Here is a 21,942-nt window from a genome sequence, read left to right as displayed (position 1 = left end):
TCTCAAGACATGCGCTGTACCTGTGGGAGCCGGCTTGCCGGCGATGGGCTGCGCAGCAGCCCTAGTCGTTCAGGAGTACATCCCTGTTCTCCCGCGCCCTCTCACGTCAGCAGGAAATCCGCCGCCGTCACACTGGTCGCATCCCCCACCCCCACCAGGCGAATGGTGTCGGTGGCACCGGCGAAGCTGACCAGGGTGTCGGCCCCCACATCGGCTATGGTCACGTTGGCGGCAAAGGTCGCCGCCGTGATGTTCATCGCCGAGATATCCAGCCGGTCCTGGCCGCCTGCGGGGGCAGCATCGAAGCCGAACACCTGGTCGTTGCCGAAGCCTGCGGCGAACACGAAGACATCGTTGCCGTCGAGCGCCACCAGCGAGTCGTTGCCGGCCCCGCCGGTGACCGTGTCGTTGCCCGCGCCGCCATCGATGAAGTCATCGCCGGCCCCGCCCAACAAGGTGTCGTTGCCGCCACCACCGAGCACGGTGTCGTTGCCGTCACCGCCCTCCAGCCGGTCTACACCCATGCCGCCATCGAGGTTGTCGTTGCCCACCCCACCCAGCAAGGTGTCATCGCCATTGCCGCCGTTTAGCGCATCGTCGCCGGCACCGCCATCGAGGGTGTCATTGTTGCCACCGCCGTTGAGGGTGTCGTTGCCGAGGCCGCCGAACAGCTGGTCGTTGCCGGCGTCGCCATTGAGCGTGTCGTTGCCGGCGTTGCCGTTGAGGGTATCGTCGCCACCGGCACCAGTGAGGGTGTCGTTGCCGGCACCGCCGCTGATGACGTTGGCGAGGTCGTTGCCCAAGCCTATGAAATTGCCCACGCCGGTGTAGGTCAGGTTCTCGACGTTGGCGGTCAGCGCGTAGCTGGCCAGCGAGGTGCGCACGGTATCGATACCACCGCCGGCGGCCTCGACCACCACATCGTTGCCGGCATCGATCACGTAGGTATCGTTGCCGGCGCCGCCCACCAGCCGGTCATCACCCGCACCGCCATTGAGCGTGTCGTTGCCGCTGCCGCCGGTGATGGTGTTGGCCAGCGCGTTACCGGTACCGGTGAAGTTGGCGCTGCCGATGTAGGTCAGGTTCTCGATCTCGTTGCCCAACAGGTAGCTGGCCAGGCTGGTCTGCACCAGGTCGACACCGCCGCCGGCCGCTTCGATGACGCTGTCGCCGAGGTTGTCGACCACGAAGGTGTCGTTGCCGGCACCGCCGTTCATGGTGTCGGCGCCCAGCCCGCCGTTGAGGACATCGTTGCCGTCCTCGCCATTGAGCACGTCGTCACCTTCGCCGCCGTTGAGGGTGTCGTTGCCGACACCGCCGAACAACTGGTCGAACCCGGCCAGGCCATTGAGCGTGTCGTTGCCGCCCAGGCCCAGCAGCACATCGTTGCCCACCGTACCGTTGAGGGTGTTGGCCGCGTTGGTGCCTTGCAGCACGATGCCCGGTATCACCGCCACCGCTGCCGTGGCCGCCGAGGTCACCACCTCCTGTTTGCCGAAGCCGTCGGTGTAGCGCACGATCACCCGCAGTTGCTGATTGCCCTGGGCCAGGCCCGGGGTGAAGCTGGCCGCCGTGGCGCCAGCGATGTCGTTGAAGTTGCCGCCCAGCCCCTGCTGCCACTGGAAGCTGAAGGTGCCCAGGCCGTCGAGGTCGGCGATGCTGCCGGTCAGCGCGGTCAGGGTCTGGCCCTGGTCCGGCGTGGTGTCGCTGATCAGCACCGCGCCGGTTGGCGCGTCGTTGACGTTGAGCACCGGCAGCGTCGGGTCGGAGGTCGCCACCTCGGCCACGCCGAAGTCATCCACGTAATGCACCAGCACGCGTATCTGCTGGCCGACCTGGGCCTGGCCAAGGGTGAAGCTGGTGCCGGTAGCGCCGGCGATGTTCACCCAGCCCACGCCCACGTTCGACTGCCACTGCACGCTGAACTGCGGGTTGCTCAGGCCATCGGCATCGACGATGGCTGCCAGGTTCGCGGTGAGCACCTGGTTCTGCGCCGCCAGCCCGGTCACGGTCGGCCCTGCGCTGGGGGCGCTGTTGGCCGAGGAGTCGACGATTTCCAGCGTGCCCTTGGCGTCCTGGTACACCGCCCGCACGCGGATGTTCAGCCCCGCCACATCGTCCGCCACCCGGTAAGTGCTGCCGGTCGCCCGCGACACTTCGCCGGCGGCGACAAAGGTGATGTCTTCATAGACACCGGTGCCGGGGATGGTCTCGACCTGCCAGTAGTAGGCCACCGGCCCAGTCACCGCGCCGCTGGCGTTGCCTGCGCCGACGTTGTCGGCGTCGTGCACGCCACGGTTGCTCACCCGCAGCAACTGGCCGGCCACCGGCGCATCGGCCCGCGCGCCGCTGGCGTCATCGAGGATCGCCAGGTGGCCCGCAGGGCCATTGTTGACGGCGGTCCCCACGCCCGAGGCCTGGGCGCTGTCGGCAAACTGCAGGCGTTCGATGCCGGTCAGGCGGTCCACGCCGTCACGGCCCACCACGGTATCGGTGACGATGACCGTGTCGCCCTCGATGCTGATGCGGTAGTCGGTGGCAATGCCGCTGAACACCGCAGTGTCGTAGCTGTTGTCGCCACTGAGGATCTCCCGCACGATCACCAGCTGCCCGGGGTTGTAGGTGCCGTTGAGCATCAGCGGCACCATCGGCTCCATGCTGTCGAAGGTGGCGATTTCCGGGCCGGTTCCGTCGTGGTTGGCGCGCACGCTGATGCGTACGTTCAGCCACTTGTCACCGTCGAGGATGTCGTCGCCGCCGCGACCCTCGATCAGGTCGCTGCCGCTGCCGCCCAGGATGATGTTGCCGCCATCATAGAAGGTCGCGCCGGCCGCCAGCAGGTCGACCAGGCCGTTGATCAGGCCGATGTTGGTCAGCACGCTGCCGGTGGCCCCGGCGGTGGGCAGCGAGGTGGCATCCTCGTTGTCGCCGCGCAGGAAGTCGCCATGGGCCGAGCCCGACAGGCCTTCCATGATGTCGAAGCGCACCAGCGCCGAAGCACCCGAGCCCGGCACCAGCGGCACGTCGAAGAAGCGGTCGCTGTAGTCGATGGAGACGCCCTGGGCCAGGTCCTTGAAGGTCGCCCAGTCATAGCCTGAGCCGCCGATGTAGCGGTCACCGAAGCCGAGGCTGCCGACCATGATGTCGTCGCCGCCTTCACCGTTGAACTTGTCGTTCTCGTTGCCGCCGATGAACACGTCGTTGCCGATGATCGGGTCGTTGCCGAGCGGGTCGAAGTTGTCGCCGGGCGCCCCGTCCGAGGTGCCCTTCTCGATCCAGTCGTCGCCTTCGTTGCCCATGTCCTGCTCGTTGGCCTTGCTGCCCAGGATGAAGTCGTTGCCCTGGCCGCCGATGGCTTCGCTGGCATCCTCACCGGTGACGATGAAGTCGTTGCCGAAGCCGCCGATGATCAGGTTGATGCCGTTGCCGCCGTGCAGCACATCGTTGCCGTCGCCGCCCTGGATGTTATCGTCGCCGCCGGTGTCGCTGATGATGTCGTCGCCGGCACCACCGCGCAGCTGGTCGTTGCCGTCGCCACCGTCGATCCGGTCGTTGCCGGCATCGCCCCACACCGTGTCGTCGCCCTCGCTGGCGATGAGGATGTCATCGCCGTTGGTGCCACCGAGCACGATGTGCTCGTCACCGGTGTAGCGGATGTAGTTGCCGTCGGGGCCGGCGGTCAGCGGGTTGTCGCGGAAGACCACCTGATGGCCGTTGTCGTCCAGCGGGTCGGCGTTGCCCAGGCCGTCGTTGTACTGCTTGGAGCGGTCCACTTCCAGGTAGAAGCCAGGGTCGGAGAACACCAGGCCCGGCAGGTGGGTGGCCGAGGTGTTGGCCATGATCAGCTTGGCGAACGAGTTGCTTTCCAGCTCGGCGTTCATCGACAGGCCGGCGGTGCGCTCCAGGTAATAGAAGCGGTCACCGTCCTGCAGTTTCTCCAGCTGGTTCTCGAACACGAAGTTGAAGGTGCTGCCGAGCATGCCGCCGAACGGCGTCTTCGCTTCGGCCAGGCCGCCGATCCACAGGTCGATGGCATCCACCCCGGTGATGGTCACCCCCTTGAGGTCGTCGGCGGTGCCCAGCACGCCATCCTTGCCGGCCTTGGTCACGTTGGCCCAGGCACCGCTGCCGTTGAGGAAGTCCAGGCGGTCGCTGGGCGCACCACTGCCACCGAACACCAGGGCCATTGCGGCGTCACGCTTGCCCTCGAGGGTGGTCGCTGCGCTGATGCTGGCGTGGGTGCCGTAGGCGGCGATGAAGTTGATCAGCGATTCCGGGTGCTTGAGGTGCTGCACCAGGTCGACCCAGCTGGTGTAAGGCTTGAGCTGGGTGTCACCGGTCTGGCCATAGATGTCGCGGCGCAGGGCGTTGAGCGACGGGATGCCGACATCGCGGCCCCGGGCGATGTTGATCGCCGGCAGGTCCAGCGGCAGGCCCAGCAGGTTGTTGCGCAGCGCCTCGGTGACGAACTCGTCGATCTCGTTGCCGGCCTGGCGGGTCACCCCGCGCACGATGGCACTGGTCGCCTCCTCGGGGGTCACGCCACTGGCGGCATAGGCCAGCGGGTTGAGGAACGCCGCGATCAGGCCCATCTGCTGGTCGGGGTTGGCGCTGGCCGGGTCGCCGATCACCTTGAAGTCGACATCGAAGCGGTCGACCGTTTCGGTCAGCATCGAGTGGCCGAAGCGGTACACGGTGTGCGCGAACTCGGCGACGATCGAGGCATCGAGGTCGACGTCATACACCTGGGTCGGGGCGAAGAACAGGTCGACCCGTGGCTGGATGGTGCGGGCGAACTCCTCGAACACCAGGTGCTGGTATTGCATCTCGGTACCGAACTTGGCGGCCTGGAACAGCCGCTCGCCGTTCCACACCAGCGCGTCGATCTCGGCCTGGGTAGCAGGCAACGCCGCCACCGGGTCGAGCAGCCACTCATTGAGGAAGGCCACATCGTGGGCATCGAGCACAGTGTCCTTGGTCTGCGCCACCAGCCGGTTGTGCTCGGCATGGAAGATCGCATGCACGGCGGTCAGGCCGATGTTCTCGTTGACCCGGCCGTCACCGGCGATGTAGTGGGCGTCGAGCAGCTCGTTGTCGTAGGCGGTGTTGGCACCGGTCTGCGGGTTGAACGGCACGGCGTTGCCAATCGCATCGCCGGCATCCGGCGCCAGCACGCCGCCGCTGAACACCGGCACGGCGTTGTGGGCGATGTCGGCAAGGAACTGGTGGCCGGTGCGCACGGCATTGGTCAGGTCGATCGGCGCCAGCGGGTTGCCTTCGACCAGCACGTCGTCGGCGGTGCCGCCCAGGCCGTCACTCCCCTTCATCACCACCATCGGGTAGCCGTTTGGCCCTTTGATGAAATTGCCGTAGGCATCGGTGGCCAGCAGCGGCACGTTGTCCACGTCGGCATCGGTGAGGTGGATGCCCAGCACATCGTTGGCCTGGGCCTTGACCACTTTCCAGGTGGCCATGCCGCCGATCTCGCTGTCGTCGCCGGTGCCGTACTTGCCGTCGGCGCCCAGGTCACGGTTGGTGATCAAGCGGCCGGTGGCGATCGGGCCATCGTCGGTCAGCTGGTAGCCGCGCAGGAACACCTGGTGCGACGGGTGCGAGCTGTAGGTCTGGTTCTGGTCAACGAACGGCGTGGTGGTGTTGGTGTGCTCGTGGATATCGTCGGCGGTGCCCAGCACGCCGTCGGCGCCAGGCAGGTTGGTGGCGCGGGTCAGCACCATGAAGTTGGAATGCCCGCCCGGCACGTACAGCGGGTCGTCCGCTTGCAGCGGGATGAAGATGGTGCCCGAACCGCCCTTGGTCACCAGGTCGAGGCCGTGGTCGAAGAACTGCCCGAAGAAGGTCATCCAGGCGTTGAACGGCGCGGACAGGCCGGCATCCGGCGCGGTGTTCTCGAACAGATACACGTCGTGGTCGTCATTGGTGCCGAACTGGCCGTCCAAGCCGGGGCTGGCAACGATGCGCACGCCATCCTTGAGCACGTCGTCGCTACCTTGCGCGCCGAAGTCAAGGTGGCCGTTGGCACCGGGGTCATAGGCGGTGGCGTAGGCGGCCGGGTTGTTCGAGGTCTGGTCGACGATCAGGTTGCTGATGGTGCGCGGCTGCGAGTCGAATACGTTGCCGCTGGTCTGCTGGTACGAGGTCGCCGGGCTGGCCGGCGAGCCTGGGCCAAAGAAGCCGGCCGGGGCACCTTCGGCCGCATTGAACACGGGGTCGCTCAGGCGTGGGAACACGTTGTCGGCGGCACCGTATTCGGTGTGGTTGATGCCGTTGAGGTTCATCAGGTTGTTGTTCGAGCCATCGACCGCACGCAGGCCCAGTGGCGCGCGGATGTTGGGGATCAGCGAGAGGATGTCCTGCCCGGCCGCGTCGGCCTCGGCGATCTTGATCTGCGCGAGGATGAAGTTGAGGTCCGAGCGCACCATGTGCAGGCCGGCGCCGCCGTCGGCGGCATCCACCACCGGGGTTGACGGCGTGGGCACGACCGGCGCGCCGGGCTCTACCACTGTGGTGGGCTGGGAGAACAGGATTTCGGTGGTGCCGTGGCCATCCTGGTAGATCGCCTTGACCCGCAGCGACAGCCCGGCAAGGTCCGGCGAGACCTTGAACGCTGTACCGTCGGCGCTCTGGAACGCCAGGTCGCCGGCCGGCAGCAGGATGATGTCCTGGAACACGCCACTGCCCGGGTTGGCCTCGAACTGCCAGTAGTACGAGACAGAGCTGTTGGCCAGGGTGCCCAGCGGGTTGCCGGCGCCGACGTTGTTGGCATCGCGCACCCCGGCCACGCTCACGGTGAGGGTGTCGCCGACGGTGATCGCGCCGCCGTTGCCGTCGGTGATGGTCGGGCTGCCGGTCGGTTGCGCATTCGCCCCCGGCACCAGCACGCGCTGGCCGTCGGCGAACTGCAGGCGCTCGATGTGCAGCAGGGTGTCGGTGCCGTCGCGGCCGGCCACGCTGTCGGCCACGGTCCACACGTCGTCCGCCGTGTCGGCGGTGCCACGGTCGTTCTGGGTGACCTGGTACTCGCTCTGCAGCCCGGAGAAGATCGCCGTGTCGAAGGCCGCGCCACCGCTGGAGGTGCCGGGCAGGATCTCACGCACCGCCTTGAGCTGGCCGGGGTTGTAGGTACGGTCGAGCATGAACGGGATCATGTCGACCATGCTGTCGAAGCTGGCGATCTCGGGGCCGGTGTGGTTGACGTCGCCCGGGGCATACACCGCGATGCGCACGTTGATCCACTTGTCGCCGTCGATCAGGTCATCGCCGCCACGGCCTTCGATCAGGTCACTGCCGTTACCGCCAAGGATGATGTTGCCGGTGGCAAACCCGGTGGTCGGCAGCCCGGCATCGGCCAGGAACTGCTGCAGCCCACGGATCAGCTGGACGTTGGTCAATGCACCGCCGGTGGCGCCGCCGTGGTTGAGGATGGTCACCGCATCCACGTCATCGCCCTTGAGCACGTCGGCGAACTTCGAACCGGACAACCCCTCCACTTCGGCGAAGCGGTCGAGGATCGAGGCCGGCGAGGCGCCGACCGGGTTGAACACCCCGGCGTTCTGGTTCGGCGCGTTGCCGTGGGGCTGGGCCAGCGCGGCCAGGCTCAGGTCGGCGGTGACGCCCACCTGGTCGTTCTTGTAGGTGATCCAGTCGAAACCGGACATACCGTCCATCTTGTCCTGGGCATCGCTGCCGACAAAGATGTCGTCGCCGCCCTCGCCGATCATTTCATCGAAGCCGCCACCGCCGACGAAGATGTCGTTGCCGACCACGTCATCGGTGAGCAGGGGCGCGAAGTTGTCGCCCGGCGCGCCGTCCTGGGTGCCCTTCTCGATCCAGTCGTCGCCTTCGTTGCCGGTGGGCGGCAGGTTGGTCTTGGCGCCGAGGATGAAGTCGTCGCCCTGGCCGCCAAAGGTGGTGGTGATGTCTTCGGTGGTGACGATGAAGTCCTGGCCGTCGCCGCCGAGGATCAGGTTGCCGGCGGCCAGCATGCTGCCGGCAATGATCACGTCGTTGCCGGCGTTGCCTTCCAGGCGGTTGTCGCCGAACGAGTCGGTGATGATGTCGTCGCCCGCGCCACCCAGCACCGCATCGTTGCCGGCACCGCCTTCGAGGCGGTCGTTGCCGCCGTCGCCATACAGGGTGTCGTCGCCTTCGCCGGAAATGATGATGTCGTCGCCGGCAGTGCCGCCGAGCACCACATGGTCCTCACCGGTGTAGTGCAGGAAGTTGCTGTCGCCGCCCACGGTGTCGGGGTTGTCGCGAATCACCAGCGGCACGATCTCGACGCCGTTGATCATCAGCCCGCCGGTGGGGTCGGCACGGCCGTCTGCGCCAAGGCCGGTGTACTGGTTGGCCTGGTTGACCTCCAGGGTGAAGGTCGGGGTGAGGAACACCGTGTTGGACAGGTGGGTGACATCGGTGTTGAGCATGATCAGCTTGGCGAACGAGTTGTTCTCCAGCTCAGTGCCGAAGTTCAGGCCCGCGGTGCGCGACAGGTAATAGAAGCGGTCGCCGTTCTGCAGCGCTTCGAGCTGGGTTTCGAAGACGAAGTTGAAGCTTGAGCCGAGCATGCCGCCGAAGGGCATTTTCTGCTCGGCCAGGCCACCGACCCAGAAGTCGATGCTGTCGACGCCGGTGATGGTCACGCCACTGACGTCATCGGCGGTGTTCATCACACCGTCCTTGCCGGCCAGGGTGACGTTGGCCCAGGCCCCCGTGCCGTTGAGGAAGTCCAGGCGGTCACCCGGTGCCCCACTGCCGCCGAACACCAGCGCCAGGGCGGCGGCGCGTTTGTCTTCCAGGGTGGTCGCCGAGGTGATGCTGCTGTGGCTGCCGTAGGCGGCGATGAAGTTGACCAGCGAGGCCGGGTGCTTGAGGTGCTCGGCGAAGTCGACCCAGCTGATGTACGGCTTGAGCTGGCTGTCGCCGGTGGAATGGTAGAACTCGCGGCGCGCCTGGTTGAGGCTGGGGATGCCGGTGTCACGGCCACGGGCCAGGTTCAGCGCCGGCAGGTCCAGCGGCAAGCCCAGCAGGTTGTTGCGCAGCGCCTCGGTGACGAATTCGTCAATCTCGTTGCCCAGTTGGCGGGTCACGCCGCGGATGATCGCCCCGGCCGCTTCGTCGGCGGTGGCGCCGCTGCCAGCGAAGGCCAGCGGGTTGAGGAAGGCGGCAATCAGGCCCAGTTGCTGGTCGGGATTGTTCGGGTCGCTGAGCACCGGGTTGAACGCGGGGTCGAAGCGGTCGACGGTCTCGGTCAGCATCGAGTGGCCGAAGCGGTACACCACGTGGGCGAACTCGGCGAGGATCGCCGGGTTGATCGAAGTGTCGTAACCGTTGGGGGCGAGGAACTCGTCCACCTGCGGCTGGATGGTGCGGGCGAACTCCTCGAACACCAGGTGCTGGTATTGCATCTCGGTGCCGAACTTGGCGGCCTGGAACAGGCGCTCGCCATCCCATACCAGGGCGGCCACCTGGGCCGGCGTGGTCGGCAGTGCGGCCACATCGTCCACCAGCCATTGATTGAGGAAGGCCAGGTCGCCCGAGGCGAGGATGGTGTCCTTCGACTGCTGCACCAGGCGGTTGTGCTCGGAATGGAACACATGGTGCACGGCGGTCAGGCCGATGTTCTCGTTGGCGCGGCCGTCGCCGGCGATGTAGTGGGCGTCGAGCAGTTCGTTGTCGTAGGTCAGGTTGCTGCCGCCCGGGCCTGGGGTTTGGGCGTTGCCGATGCTGTTGTCGGTATCGGCCTGCAGCACGCCACCGATCGAGACCGGCTCGGCATTGTGGGCGATGTCGTCGAGGAAGCCATGGCCGGTGCTCACCGCATTGGCCAGGCTGATCGGCGCGGCGCGGTTGCCTTCGACAAGCTGGGTCAGGTCATCGGCGGTACCCGCGATGCCGTCGGCGCCATTGCCGATGCGGATCACCACCTGCGGCATGCCGTTGGGGCCCTTGATGAAGTTGCCATAGGCATCGGTGGCCAGCAGCGGCACGTTGTGCACGTTGGCGTCGGTCAGGTCGATGCCAAGGATGTCGCGGGCCTGGGCCTTGACTACCGCCCAGGTGGCCATGCCGCCGTTCTCGCCACTGCCATCGTCGGCGGTGCCGAACTTGCCGTCGGCGCCCAGGTCGCGGTTGGTGATCAAGCGGCCAGTGGCCACCGGATCGCCGCCGGCATCGAGGGTGTATTCGCGCAGGAACACCTGGTGCGAGGGGTGCGAGCTGTAGGTCTGGCTCTGGTCGACGAACGGCGAGGTGGTGTTGAGCTGGCCATCGTCTGCGGTGCCGAGCACGCCATCGGCGCCGGCAGTGTGCACCGCGCGCGGCAGCACCATGAAGTTGGTCTGCCCGCCCGGCACGTACAACGGGTCGTCCGGCTGCAGCGGAATGAACACAATGGCGCTGCTGGTCTTGGTGACCAGGTCCAGGCCGTGGTCGAAGAACTGGCCGAAGAACGTCATCCAGGAGTTGAAGCCGGCGGTCAGGCCGGCATCCGGTGACTCGTTGGGGATGAAGAACACTTCTTTATCGTCGGCAGTGCCGAACACGCCGTCCACGCCGGGGCTGATCACCGGTGCGGCGCCGCCATTGGCCTCGACCGCCGCCGGGTTGTGCGCGGTCTGGTCGACGATCAGGTTGCTGATGGTGCGCGGCTGCGAGTCGACCACCGTGCCGCTGGCGGCGTAGGCCGCGCGGTATTGGGCATCGAGCAGGCGCAGGAACGAATTGTCGGCGGCGCCGAACTCGCTCTGCCCAGCCACCAGGTTGTTGTAGCTGCCGTCGACGGTGCGCAGACCGAACGGCACCTGGCTGTTGGGCAGCAACTCGATAAGGCTGGCGCCCTTGGCATGGGCTTCGGCGATGAAGATCTGCTTGAGGATGAACTCCAGGTCGGACTTGCTGAAATTGGCCATTTTCGGTTGACCTCGATCGGTATGGGGGGCGAGCGCGGGGCGCAGGCGCCCGTCGCGCCCGTTCATAGGCGTGCACGGTTTGCAGCGTTTTCTTGGCGCGAAACGGGGCGCGCAAAACCGTTACCCGCCGGGCGGGCTACGTGCCTGGAGTTCGCACAGGTTCAGGTTGGTCGGGCGCTCAGGCGCGACGGACCCAGGCCCTGGGTGGGCCGTGACTACGAGAGGTGGGGGATAACGTCCTGTAGAGCCCATTCACTCGGTACAAGAACAGAGGGCTGGTCATGTTCTGCTCCCACAGGAATGTCAGCGGGGGCTCGCGGGGCCGTGGCGACAACAGGGCTTCGGGCAAAGTTCCGACGAACTGAATAAGACTAAAGTTGTAGGCAAAAAAATTGTCAATATTACGTCGATAAAAAAGATTGGATCCCGCTAATCATTCTCAACTGGCTGTTTTTAATGAAATTTGCGAGGAATCTATAGAGCAAAAACGTATTACAAAATATTTCTCACAACCTACGCTCCTGCTTGTGGGGCACTGCAGCGAGTTCGGATTACCCGCCAAAAGAGCGACCAGCCTGCGTGCCAATCAGCTTCCACACCTACTGCTACCTGGGCTGCCGCAAGAGCACCCGGTTTTCTGGAGGGAGGCCTCATGCCCAAGCACACATCCACCCGCTCCGAGCTCGCCGACGCACTGTTTCAATTGCGACGCAGTTTCTATGGCCTGGCGGGTTTCAGCGGGGTGATAAACGTCATGATGTTGACACCTGCCGTGTACATGCTGCAGGTCTACGACCGCGCGCTGGTCAGCCGCAACGTCACCACCCTGGCCATGCTGACGGTGCTGGTGGTGGGCCTGTTCCTGCTGATGTCCACCCTGGAGATGCTGCGCACCCGGGTGCTGATCCGGGTGGGCAACTGCCTGGACATGGCGCTCAACCGGCGCACCTTCAGCGCCGCCTTCGAGCGCAACCTCAGCCGCGCCGGCGGCAGCCCCGGCCAGGCCCTGCAGGACTTGGCGCAGTTGCGTCAGTTCCTCACCGGCAATGGCCTGTTCGCCTTCTTTGACGCCCCCTGGACGCCGATCTACCTGCTGGTCGCCTACCTGATCCACCCACTGCTGGGGCTGGTCACGCTGATCGGCTCGATGATCCTGGTGGGCCTGGCCTGGCTCACCGAAAAGGCCACCCACCAACCGCTGGCCGAAGCCAACCAGGCGGCGCTGTCGTCGGCCAACTACGCCAACAACAACCTGCGCAACGCCGAGGTGATCGAGGCCATGGGCATGCTGCCGGCCATCAGCCAGCGCTGGTTCAAGGGCCACCTGCGCATCCTGCAGATGCAGACCCTGGCCTCCGACCGTGCCGCGCTGATCAGCAGCACCGGGCGCTTCGTGCGCATCACCCTGCAGTCACTGATCCTCGGCAGCGGCGCGCTGCTGGCGATCGAAGGCAAGATCACCCCCGGAATGATGATCGCCTGCTCGATCCTCACCGGCCGCGCCCTGGCCCCGGTGGAACAGGTGATCGCCTCGTGGAAGCAACTGCTCGCCTGCCGCCTGGCCTGGGGCCGGCTCAACGCGCTGTTGCACGACTACCCAAAGCGGCCACCGAGCATGTCGCTGCAGCGCCCGCAGGGCATGCTCGCGGTGGAGAATGTGTTTGCCGGCGCCCCCGGCACCGGCAACACCATCCTGCGTGGGGTGAGCTTCAGCCTTACGCCGGGCGAAAGCCTCGGCATCATCGGCCCATCCGCCTCGGGCAAGTCCACCCTCGCCCGCCTGCTGGTCGGCGTATGGCCTACCCAGGCTGGCAAGGTGCGCCTGGACGGCGCCGACCTGTTCACCTGGAACAAGGCCGAGCTGGGCCCCTGGCTCGGCTACCTGCCCCAGGACGTGGAGCTGTTCGAAGGCAGCATCGCCGACAACATCGCGCGGTTTGGCGAGGTGGACAGTGACGCGGTGATCCGCGCCGCCAAGATCAGCGGCGTGCACGAGATGATCCTGCGCCTGCCCCAGGGCTACGACACCCGCCTGGGCAACGACGGCAGCCCGCTGTCCGGTGGCCAGAAGCAACGCATCGCCCTGGCCCGCGCGCTGTATGGCGAGCCCAGCCTGATCGTGCTGGACGAGCCCAACGCCAACCTCGACGACCTCGGCGAAAAGGCCCTGGTGGACGCCATGGCCGAGCTCAAGGCCCGCGGTGCGACGGTGATCCTGGTCTCGCACCGGCCCAATGTGCTGTGCGCCGTCGACAAGGTGCTGATGCTGCGCGACGGCACCGTGCAGATGCTCGGCAGCCGCGACGAAGTGTTCGCCGCGCTGCGCAAGGCCAGCGTGATGCCGGCAGGCGCGGCGGCACCGCCCCCACTGGCCTCGGTCAAGGCACGGGAGTGACAGATCATGCAGATGAACATGCCCACTGAAATCGCCCGTAACACCCCCGACCACGGCATCGACCTGGACGTCGCTCGCCCCGCCCGCTGTGGCCTGTGGCTGATGCTTGCCGGCTTTGGCGGTTTTCTGATGTGGTCGTGGCTGGCGCCGCTGGATGCCGGCGTGGTGGCCACCGGCACGGTCAAGGTCACCAGCAACCGCAAGGCGGTACAGCACCTGACCGGCGGCACCGTCGAAGCGATTCTGGTGCGCGAAGGCGACCTGGTGAAGAAAGGCCAGGAAGTGGTGCGCCTGGATGCCTTGCGCGCCGTGTCCGAACAAGGCGCGGTCAGCGCCCAGTACATCGTCAGCAAGACCGTGGAGAACCGCCTGGAGGCCGAGCGTGACGGCGAGGACACCGTGACTTACGACCCCGATCTGCTGGCCCGCTTCGCCGGCGACCACCGCCTGCTGGCCGCGATGGACTTGCAGGAGCACCTGCTCGATACCCGCCGGGCGGGGCTGGCCGGCGAGATCGACATCCTCGAAGAGAACCTCACGGCCTCGGCGGTGCAGCTCAAGGGCCTGCAGCAGGTGTATGGCGCGCGCGCCTCGCAGATCGGCTTCCTCGACCAGGAACTGCACGGCACCCGCACCCTCGCCGCCGAAGGCTATGTGCCGCGCAACCGCCTGCTGGAACTGGAACGCAGCCATGCCGACCTGTCCGCCGGCCAGGCCGAGAACCTCAACAACATCGCCCGGGTACGCAGCCAGACCAGCGAGATTCGCCTGCGAATCCTGCAGCGCCAGCATGACTACCGCAAAGAGGTGCAATCGCAGCTGACCGACATCGCCAAGGAAAGCACCACCCTGGCCGACCGCCTGCGCGCGCTGGATTACGAAGTGGCGCACACGGTGATCCGCTCGCCGATCGACGGCATGGTCCAGGCCCTGAGCATCGCCACGGTGGGCGGGATCATCCAGCCCGGCGCCAAGATCATGGAGGTGGTACCGCTCGACGAACCGCTGCAGGTGGACGCGATGATCCCGGTGCAGGCCATCGACAAGATGGTTCCGGGGCTTGCGGTGGACCTGTCGTTCCCGGCGTTCAACCACGCCCAGACCCCGAACATCCCCGGGCGGGTCAAGACCGTCTCGGCCGACCGGCTGCTGGACGAAGAGAGCAAGCAGCCGTTCTACCTGGCCCAGGTCGAGGTGACCCAGGACGGCATGGCCCTGCTGGGCAGCAACCATATCCGCCCCGGCATGCCGGCCAGCGTTACCATCAAGACCGGCGAACGCAACCTGCTGAGCTACCTGCTCAAGCCGATGATCGAGCGCGTCGACAGCGCCTTCAAGGAGCAATGATATGAACCGTCATTGCCTGTGCCTGTGCCTGCTGGGCCTGGCCTTGCCCGCCGGCGCCATGGACCTCAAGCAAGCCTGGGACCTGCTGCAGTACCAGGGCCCGGTGTACCGCGCCGCCGTGCATGAACAAGAGGCAGGCATGGAAAACCGTGCCATCGGCCGAGCAGGCCTGCTGCCGCAGATCAACGCCTCGGCCTATACCAACAAGGTCAACGGCAACCAGCGCCAGAACGGCATCAACAACGACCTCGATTACGACTCCACGGGCGCCAACCTGCGCCTGCGCCAGCCGCTGTTCAACAAGCAGAAGATGGCCGAGTACCGCCAGGGCCAGCAACGTGCCGACTACAGCGTGGCGGTGTTCGATGCCAAGAGCCAGGACGCTGCGGTGCGCCTGGCCGAGAGTTACTTCAACGTGCTGCTGGCCAGCGAGACCATCAGCCTGGCCCACGCCAAGCTGAGCGCCTTCGAAGAACAACTGGCCTCGGCGAAACGGCGCATGGAACTGGGCGACGGCACCATCACCGACATCGACGAGTCGGCCGCGCGCCGCGACCTGGCCGAGGCCGAGCTGATCGAGGCGCAGGACAACCTGGTCAACGCCCGCCGCCAGCTCGCCGAGTACATCGGTGAAACCCCTGAATCGCTGACCACCCTGCAACCGGGCTTCGCCACCCCGCCGCTGCTGCCCAGCAACTTGCAGGATTGGCTGGTCAAGGCCCAGGCCGACAGCCCGCTGATCCATGCACGCCGCCACAGCCAGGAGATCGCCGAAGAAGAAGTGAAACGGGCCAAGGCCGGCCACTGGCCGACCCTGGACTTCGTCGCCGGCTATACCGCCGGCGAAAGCCAGTCGCTGTCGGAGCTGAACCAGCGCAACCACTACAGCTCGATCGGCCTGGAAATCAACATCCCGTTGTACAGCGGCGGCGGTGTCAGCGCCCTCAGCCGCCAGGCCAGCGCCAACAGCGCCAAGGCCCAGGACGAACTCGACGCCACCCGCCAGGAAGTCATCACCGGCACCACCCGCGAGTTTCGCGGCGTGCAGAGCGGCGCCCTGCGCATCCGCGCGCTGGAGAAGGCCGTGGTGTCCAACGAACGCTCTTTGCTGTCGACCCGCAAGGGCTTCAAGGAGGGGGGCATCAGCACCAACTCGGATGTGCTCAATGCCGAGGAGCTGTTGTTCGTGGCCAGGCATGACCTGTTCGAGGCCAAGTTGCGCTACTTGATGTCGCGCCTGCGCCTGGCCTCGTCGGTGGGTAGCCTGGGGGATGATGATATCGACCAGATCAACGATTACCTGGGGCCGGAGTTGTTGGTGAGCAAGTGAGGGGGATTGCTGGCTAACCAGGGATTGCGCATGGTTTGAGGTCGATATGATCGGAGTGGGAGTGACTGGCTGGAATTGCCTGTGCCGGCCCATCGTCGGCAAATCGCAGCGGCGGACGGCCTTCGTGGCTGTGTTCTTAGGCTCTGTACGAAATGTTTTGTGGGAGCGGGCTTGCCCCGCGATGGAGTGCGAAGCGCTCCTGTACCCGATATCAAATAGTGTCAAAGATGCTGCGAATTCAGGCTTTGCTGCCGCGTCGCGGCAGATCGCGGGGCAAGTCGCATCGGCGCACCGCCGCTCCCACAACGTTGAATGACCACACTTTTCGTACAAAACCTAGTTATCCGCCCACTTGCCGCTCAGTTTAAATACGCACCCTTCAGACACCCCCCAGTAATGAAGAGCAAAAGCCATCAACAATAGCAATGAATTGCCGTACATAACCAGCAATACTACAAGTGAGAGCTTTTTATTCTTGAACGCAAAAACCAACCTGTAAACCTCAAGCAGTCCAAACACAGAATTGAAGTCGATGCCTTTTTTTCTGGCGTAACGCGACATATAAATTACCGTGCACACGCCGGCAATAAACGCACAATAAAATGCAAATTCCTTGTAATAATAAATAGCATCACACATCGAACCACCTCAGAATGGCACATTAATGCTTGGGTTGAGTGGCGATTTAATCTCAGGCCCAATGCTCGGCCCAATACCTATGTAGACGTCTGGCCTCGTAGAGGCTTGCGTAATTTCTATGCTCAATATTCCTAATCCCAACGATATCCCGCCTGCGGCGGGCAATGCTTTGCCGGCGGCATGCAAAGTGCAAGCAGAAACTTTCTTGCAACGTCAATCCAATCACACATACACAATGAACTCCGTACCCTTCGCCTCCGCGCAGGCAGCAATTAGAGTGAAAGAATAAATCTGTCCTTTTTCCCTGCTCGCCCCTAAAAGGGAGCAGGGAAATTTAATCTGCTCCATTTTCGACCCCCTTAAAGCGTCACACTCCGCCGCTACCTTTCAGGTTCTTATATTTATAATGCAGCCTACCCCCTTGGCATAAGATATTAAAAAGCTCATTCCTACAGCCAGTGCTGCCCCACCCAGAATAGCCGACAAAATCACAACTGAAAGTCTCTTACTCTCAAAATTAAACACCCTTCTATATAGCTCAAACAAGCCAGGAAACGCATTCATGTTAACCCCATTCTTCTTGCAGTAAGAATTGGCATACAGTGCAGACAGGCCAATCCAGAATAATGAAAGCCAAAACATCAAATACGCCAACTTGCTAAGGTTTTCACACACAAACAAACCCATTACTCAATCGGAATAAAAACATTCGGACTCAATGGCAACTCCAATTCTGGCCCCGCCCCTGCTCCCAACCCTAGGTAGACCTCTGGATACGTTGAAGTCTGTCCAATTTCCACAACAAAAATCCCCATATTTATCCCCAGCCCCAGATTTGATTTCAGTGGCTTCGCGTCAGGATCTAGCAACTTTAATCCGCAGCTTGCTGATATGATAGGTGCGCCTGTAGCGCACAAGAACTAGGGAAAAGCCCTAGTCTTGAAGCGTTTGAAGGCTGAAAAATCGGACTTGCGTCGTTGGGTCGTTGGTTATTCCGGGATTAGAGGAGGTTGTTCAGAATCCCCCTAAAAAACACAACCCCTGCTAACACCCCAGTAATACAACGCTATAGAAGCCAACCATAGAATCATATTTCCACCCATCACCAACAAAAACACTAGAGAGAAGCGCTTACTTTCAAACTGAAATATCCTCCTATAGATATCCATCATTCCAAAGAAAGAATTGAAATCCACACCTTTGCGCCTAGCATATTCAGCAGAAGAAAATACAAGCAACGCCCCACTAAACATGAACAAATAAAATGAAAACTCTCTAAAATAATATATATATTCACACACTAGAAACTCACTCACTGGAAATTTATGGATGAATTCAGCGGAGACTTTACCTCATACCCCACCCCTGGCCCCAAACCCATATAAATATCTGGCCATGAAGATGTCTGGGTCACCTCTACATTAAAGATACCAACACCAAAAGCAAACCCTAATGCAGCAGGTAACGGCTTCGCGTCTTCAGCAGAGAACTTCAAACCGCAACTTGCACTCGCACGGTTCACAACAGTCGATGTCTGGAAACTACCCCACTTCGACACACCGCTTTTCTCATTCACAGCCACGCTTCCTGACATCCCAGCTCCAGCAGCAATAACAATTGACGCCTTACATTCGCCCGTTGCTATCGGCCTAGGCGGCGGCGCCATCGCACGAGCAACTGCCTCCGGCGACTCACCATTGTTCATCATGTGAGTGCCCAACGAAGCACGCTCCTGCACGCCCGGCATGTTGGTAAATGATGCATCCCACAGTCCCAATGGATCCGCGCGCATAACAGGCGCGTTATTCACATAGCTATAGACGTTCATCCCACCCTGCATACCAATCGGGTCCCTGGACACATACCGCGCCATTTTCGGCTCGTAATAACGATAGCGGTTGTAGTGCAGTGCCGTCTCCGGGTCCTGGTATTGCCCCTGAAAGCGAATCGGGTTGCTCAGCCCCTGCAATCTGGCTCGCTCCGTCAGCGGCTTTGCGCCAGGATCTAGCACCCCGCCCTCTCTTAACGATATCGATTAGACCACCTTAATCAATTAGACCCCTTACGGATAAACCTTACAAATGCGAACAAAGCCAACAACTCAACAAGCTGGACTCCCCAGTACATGAATCCATCGTAATGTGCCGAAATCGCGAACAAATAATAGTGGTAAGCCGTCAAGCCCAGTGCTGCCATAATCGCCTTAGGCAGGATTTTATCTTCAGCAAAAAACATTACTCACAACCACGCACACAACGGCGACAGCCCGCCAACGAGAATGGCATGGCGAATAAATTCAATTGGAGAGGTCGCTCCAGCATGAACGGCTGCCCAAATAAAGAACAAATAAACCAAAGCTAATGGCAGCGCCAGTATCGCCTTAAATAAAAGAGACACTTCCATCTCCACTTAGCCCAAGATCATCAGTTTTTTAATACCCCAAAGCTTGTGTAGAGTTCCCAGTCGGCAACATCCTCCGAGGATCAAAACCAAATATTAGCTGCACGCAAAAAACGCTATTTCCCTTCTCCTTTGACTCTAAATAGCTTTAGCAGCCACCCCAGCAAAGCAATCTCCACGATTTGAAAAAGTAAATAAATTAAAAACTCCGCATGAGCTGCAACGCCAACCAAATAATAATGATAAGCCGTGACAAGCACCGCAAACGGAAGCAGGCGAAGCACCGAATTTTGACGCGCCACAAATATAATAGATAACCATGCGATCAGAGGAACCAATCCTGCTGGCAAAAAGCCGTAGAATACTACAGCCACAAAACCTTTATCACCCCCTTCTATCAACACAAAACAAAAAAACAAATAGACCAAGCAAATGGGCGCAGAGACAAAAACCCTTACTGCAAAAATAGTTTTCGACACCAAAGCCTCCATTATTTTAGTGCGCAACCTACTGACTTATTAGTACTTTCCTTAGGCAACCAATGCCGGGGGTCGAACCGAAATTTTCCATCAGAGTCAAAGGGGACCGGATTAGGCCATATTCTTTGGAACCAAACATTCCCTCCATAATACGACGAGCTAACACCTGCTGCTTCAAATGAAGAGTCATGATAGGCATCGATCATGTTACCGGTAACTCCATTTATACCGTGGATAGCAGCCATCTCACTATCACTGGCGATTAAGCCTTGGCGAATTTTATTTAGAATCGACGCCTTCGACTCCGAAGTGCTATCTGTAGCCCATGACGCAACAATGCCTGCATTAATGGCGCCGTTCACAATTAAATTATTTCCACGGCAAATCTCACCAGCAACCTCATAATACCTACTCAATTCGCCAGTGGTTTGGCATGCGCGCGCATCATAATAGACGCACACGCTTGTATCACCTTTACCATTAAATTCCCATTTTTCCAGGCCCATAGGATCAACAGAAGAATTTGGATCCCCACTTACGTAAACGTAGGAATTTTCTCCTCCACGAAACCCTATTGGATCAGCAGAAATATAGCGAGCACACGTTGGGTCGTAATACCTAAAACGGTTATAGCTCAGAGCCGTCTCATGGTCCTCGTACTGACCCTGCAGGCGAATTGGATTACTAAATCCATGGTTCCCGGCCTGACCAAATTGCTCTTTGCAAACATTCCCCCAACTCTTATATTGAGCCGCCCACACCACACGCCCTTCCTCATCCGTCAACTCCATCGGCGTACCCAGATAATCACATTGGTACCAGTAGATGCTGTCGAACGTTTGAGGCTTCACTTCGGTGTGCCACAGAGGGTCTTGGTCAAAATCATATTCACGGCCATTCCAGTCTGGTTGCTTGTGCAGGCGAACCGGACCATTGCGCACCGCTTGGGCCACTGGCACAAAACTGCCTGGCAGATATAGGTAGTGCACCGTCCTGCCGGTATCACTGTCGTCACGTGGCGGGGAACTCTCCCAGGCAAGCGCGTTGCCATCCCAGCCGAACAGCGTAAAACCGCATTTCAACTCGCGCTGTCGTTTGGCTCGCTGCATCTGGTTCCAGCCAGTACCGGCTTCAGGCCTATCCCAGTAATGGGCAACGGAGTGCTTGTGCAACCGACGACCTAAAGCGTCGTAACTGAAATCGACCTTGAGCCGGTCATCGTTGTAGTGCGTCAGGCGATCGAACAAGTCCCAAGTCAGATGAGCATGCTTGCCCTCATGCAGCCGGTGAATCAGGTTGCCGCGCTCGTCGTATTTGAAATGGGCACCGCCGTATTCGCGCAAGCGGTTGTCCATCAGCTTCCCATGCCTAGCCTTTTCTTCCAGGGGCCGATTGAGTTGTTGGGCTTCGTCTAAGAGGTTACCCGCGGGATCGAACTTGAAGTTTTCAACGCCTAGACGGCTGGTGGCCTGCAGTAGCCGGCCAAGCGGGTCGTATTGATAAGCCAATTGCCCACGACGCGTATCGCGAATACCGGTCAGTTGGCCGACCGGGTCGTACTGATACTCCCGTTTGAGCAGGACAGATTCGCCATCGGCACCGCCAATCAATTGCTCTTGCGGCCTTCCCCGCGGAGTCCACTGCTGCTTGTGCATGAGTTTGTTGCCTTGGTGACGGACAATTTCGCGGTGCAAGTCGTCACGCTCGAAGGCGAGCATTTCGTGATGATCGAGCGTCATGCCGGCGACATGGCCGCTACCGTAAGTCAACCAACTGACCTTATGGCCATCGGGCCGGATGGTTGCCACACGCTGGTTCAACGCATCGTACTCATGCTGCCAGACGGCAACCATGGGTGTGCCGATGCCCAGATAATGCTGGTGCTCGCGGACCATATTGCCGGCTTCGTCATGGAACCATTGCAACATGCTGACGGCATTGCGGGCCTGGAGCAGTTGGCCATTACCGTTGTAGGCATAATGTTCCGACTCCACCTGTTCACTCAGGCTGGCCGTACGTTCGACCAGTCGGCCCATGCGATCGAAACGCATGGTTATGCGACGCTGGCCAACCTGCGTGAACGCCAGCCGCCCGGTATGCACATCATACCGATAGTGCTTTGCCAAGCCGTCGAAACCGGTTTCCTGCGACAAGCGTCCGACCAGGTCATAGCAGAATGTCGCTCTACTTCCGTTCTGGTTGTCCAGGCAGACCAACCGACCTAGCTTGTCCCAGTGGTAGCGCAACGTGTACCCCGCTGCATCAACACGCTCACTTGGCAACCCAGCATGGGTATAGCTCCAGGTAGTAGACCGGTCCAGCGCATCGACATGGGCCAGCAACCGGCCTTCGGCATCGCGTTCGAAACGCTCCTCGGTCATGTCCGCATGGGTGACCTTGCTCAACTGCCCCGCCTTGTAGGCG

Annotated in this window: 8 protein-coding genes; 3 read left to right on the top strand and 5 right to left on the bottom strand. The window is 61.9% G+C overall.

The features are described 5' to 3' along the window. Nucleotides 1-101 precede the first annotated feature (101 nt). Nucleotides 102-10,928 (bottom strand): peroxidase family protein, encoded by a 10,827-nt coding sequence (locus ABE459_RS22415; protein WP_323833586.1) that lies wholly within the window; start codon nucleotides 10,926-10,928, stop codon nucleotides 102-104. A 652-nt stretch (nucleotides 10,929-11,580) separates the two neighbouring features. Here ABE459_RS22415 and ABE459_RS22410 point away from each other — a divergent pair. The 3 genes from ABE459_RS22410 to ABE459_RS22400 are packed head-to-tail and all read left to right on the top strand — an operon-like array spanning nucleotide 11,581 to nucleotide 16,000. Continuing rightward, a complete protein-coding gene (locus ABE459_RS22410) occupies nucleotides 11,581-13,323 on the top strand; it encodes a type I secretion system permease/ATPase (RefSeq protein ID WP_323833588.1) in 1,743 nt (580 codons plus the stop codon). A gap of 12 nt (nucleotides 13,324-13,335) precedes the next feature. Beyond that, entirely contained in the window at nucleotides 13,336-14,670 is a 1,335-nt protein-coding gene (locus ABE459_RS22405) for an HlyD family type I secretion periplasmic adaptor subunit (RefSeq protein ID WP_323833590.1), read from the top strand. Nucleotide 14,671: 1 nt separating this feature from the next. Next, the gene (locus ABE459_RS22400; RefSeq protein WP_258646131.1) at nucleotides 14,672-16,000 is read left to right on the top strand and encodes a TolC family outer membrane protein; all 1,329 of its coding nucleotides are present in this window, start codon (nucleotides 14,672-14,674) and stop codon (nucleotides 15,998-16,000) included. Between the two features lie 336 nt (nucleotides 16,001-16,336). On the opposite strand, the gene ABE459_RS22395 is transcribed toward ABE459_RS22400, so the two are convergent. The 4 genes from ABE459_RS22395 to ABE459_RS22380 all read right to left on the bottom strand — a co-directional run. Then, a complete protein-coding gene (locus ABE459_RS22395) occupies nucleotides 16,337-16,639 on the bottom strand; it encodes a hypothetical protein (RefSeq protein WP_346648139.1) in 303 nt (100 codons plus the stop codon). 1,312 nt (nucleotides 16,640-17,951) lie between these two features. Further along, complete coding sequence (locus ABE459_RS22390) at nucleotides 17,952-18,608, bottom strand: RHS repeat-associated core domain-containing protein (RefSeq protein WP_323833593.1); 657 nt, start codon at nucleotides 18,606-18,608, stop codon at nucleotides 17,952-17,954. A 547-nt stretch (nucleotides 18,609-19,155) separates the two neighbouring features. Further along, nucleotides 19,156-19,518 (bottom strand): hypothetical protein, encoded by a 363-nt coding sequence (locus ABE459_RS22385; RefSeq protein WP_323833595.1) that lies wholly within the window; start codon nucleotides 19,516-19,518, stop codon nucleotides 19,156-19,158. A gap of 11 nt (nucleotides 19,519-19,529) precedes the next feature. Beyond that, nucleotides 19,530-21,942 (bottom strand): RHS repeat-associated core domain-containing protein (locus ABE459_RS22380; RefSeq protein ID WP_346648138.1); only part of this gene is annotated, 2,413 nt, incomplete at its 5' end.

This window comes from Pseudomonas sp. TWI923 (genome assembly GCF_039673365.1).
Taxonomy (GTDB): Bacteria; Pseudomonadota; Gammaproteobacteria; order Pseudomonadales; family Pseudomonadaceae; genus Aquipseudomonas; species Aquipseudomonas sichuanensis.
The sequence above is the reverse complement of the archived record's forward strand: the minus strand, read 5'-3'. Positions and strand labels throughout refer to the sequence as shown.